Source organism: Actinophytocola sp. (assembly GCF_036402745.1).
GTDB lineage: Bacteria > Actinomycetota > Actinomycetes > Mycobacteriales > Pseudonocardiaceae > Actinophytocola.
The window spans coordinates 1-2,115 of the sequence record NZ_DASWSJ010000107.1 but is presented as its reverse complement, the minus strand read 5'-3'; the positions used below and the strand labels follow the sequence as shown (position 1 = coordinate 2,115).

Below are 2,115 nucleotides of genomic sequence, written 5' to 3'. Positions count from 1 at the left end.
ATGGGTCATGACCGACCAGGACGAGTGCCGTCGGCCAGAACAACGAGAGCAGGCCTCGGTTGGTGATGTGATTTAGGTCACACTCGAGTAGCTCAACCCCGCGAGCCACCCCGTCGGGGGTCCCCCACACGACCAACGAGGCCCCCAGGACGAGGTCGGATTTCGCCACGTGGCGCAGCGCGCCCGCCTCGCGCGCCACCGCGGCGGCCGTCTCAGCAGGCGCGATGGCCCGCTCCGCCCTACCCTCCGCCAGCTCGATCTCGGCCGCGACCCAGCCGTGCCGGACCCGCGTCCGCCAGCCCACCGGCTCGACCCTGGCGTGCAAGCGCCGGGCTTCAGCCGTCCGACCTGCGCCGATGGCGTCTGCGGCCAGTCCGAGCAACGCGTCCGCCCAGGCGCCCGCGGCGTCGACGCCGTCCGGATCGGCCCTGCTCGTGGTCGGCGCGGTGGCGAGCGCCCTGGCGTCCAGCACCCGTGCCGCCTGGTGGCCGCCCAGTTGGCGGCGGTGCGACGCCAGCGTGGACGCGGCCAACGAGGCGATGACGCGGTCCCGGTCCGCCAGGAGCGCGGTGAGGGCGGTGGACGCCGCCGCGTAGTGCCCTTGGCCGCCGAGGACCACGGATGCGAGCCACCGCTCGCGCGGGGAGCCGCCCGCCAGGCCGTGCCAAACGGGTGTCTCGGGGCGGTCGCCGAACGCGGCCCGTCGTAGTTGGTCGTCCACGGCGCCATCGTGCCGGGCACCACCGACAGTCACGTTGAGTCGATCTTGGACCACTGGGCCGATTGGGCCGGACGGGTGCATGCGGGCCTCATACCCGTCTCATTTCGGCTCGGACGGACCAAGCCGTGGAAGAAGATCAACAGACTGATCGCTCGATCGCCGCGGCCGCGGCAGCGAGGTCGTCCACCCGTTCAGCCGTCGGAGGTGCGACGTTGCGCTCCCAGCCCGGACCGCCGATGAACACCCGCACCTGCTGCCTCGTTCGCGGCAACGCGGCCAGCGCCCCCGGATCGGCGTAGCGCGGCAGCTGCGCCCAGAGCACCACCGCGGCGGGCGCGGTACGCCGAATGGCGGACCGCAGCGCCTCCGTCGGCAGGGCCGCTCCGAGCTGACGAATCCCGATCCCGCGCTGCGCCAGCACAGCGGCCAGCGGGTAGAGCGGGAGGTTGTGGCGCTCGTCCGGCATGCACGCCAGCAGCACCGGCCGGTGGTTGCGGGGAGTGGTCACGATGGGCGTCACGCGGATCATCGCGGCCAGCACGCACTCGTCGAGCAGGTGTGAAACCTCGACACCCGCCCCCGAGTGCTCCCACCGCGCGGCCATCGCGCCCAGCAACGGCCGGACGACCTCGTCCCAGGTCGTGATCACGCCGTCCTCGTCGAGCGAGTCGGCGAGGATCTGCTGCGCGGCGGCCGAGTCCATCGCGAGGACGGCCCGGCCGAGCCCCCGCGCCCGGCGGCTCGCTCCCGGCATCCTCAGGCCCCGGCCGCCCGTGCTGGCCCGCCCGGCCTCGAACTCGCCGCCGGTGAGCACCGGGACCGGTGCCGGCGTCGACGGCGTGAGCGATCGAGGCACGGGCACCCTAGCGGTCAACGCGTACTTCGCCGCTTCGGCCGACGACGCGCCCCGCAGCAGCGCCCGCTGCATGAGCTCCAGTCTGGCGATGTCGCCCGGCGCGTACTTGCGGTGTCGCCCGGTCGTGTGATCACTGGGACCGAGGCCGTACCGGCGGTCCCAGGTCCGCAAAGTCGCCGGTGCGACGCCGAGCCGACGGGCGACCGCGGCCACCGACAACACCAGCTGCGCGACCGGATCTTCTTCTGGCGCGCCGGTTTCCTGCTCGCCGGCGGCGGAGTGCTCCGGGTGCGTCATCACGCGGACATCGTCCGTTCACGGAGCCTCCTCGGCAACTCCGGGGGGTGAGTGCTCGGACACCCCGCGATCACCCATCGGTTGAATTAACAGGTTTCTGGTGCCAGACCCCTTGAACAAGTTTTGGCGCGGTTCTACGGTGGATCAAGGTTAAGCCGAATGGAGCAGTCCACTTCGAGTGGGCCAAGGAGGCGGTCTCGAGATGGCAGACACCCGAAGGCTCCCCGGTCCCAATGCCGAC

General features: G+C 72.1%; 2 protein-coding genes. Both read right to left on the bottom strand.

The window, feature by feature from the left end; translation table 11 throughout:
* A partial coding sequence (locus VGD70_RS10280; RefSeq protein ID WP_331080484.1) for a hypothetical protein occupies positions 1–721 on the bottom strand: 721 nt, incomplete at its 3' end.
* Positions 722–857: 136 nt separating this feature from the next.
* Positions 858–1,874, bottom strand: a complete 1,017-nt coding sequence (locus VGD70_RS10275) for a MerR family transcriptional regulator (RefSeq protein ID WP_331080486.1) — start codon at positions 1,872–1,874, stop codon at positions 858–860.
* Positions 1,875–2,115 lie beyond the last annotated feature (241 nt).

Coding starts and splice junctions, on each gene's coding strand:
- VGD70_RS10275 (WP_331080486.1), bottom strand. CDS start 1,874: ATGACGCACCCGGAGCACTCCGCCGCCGGCGAGCAGGAAACCGGCGCG.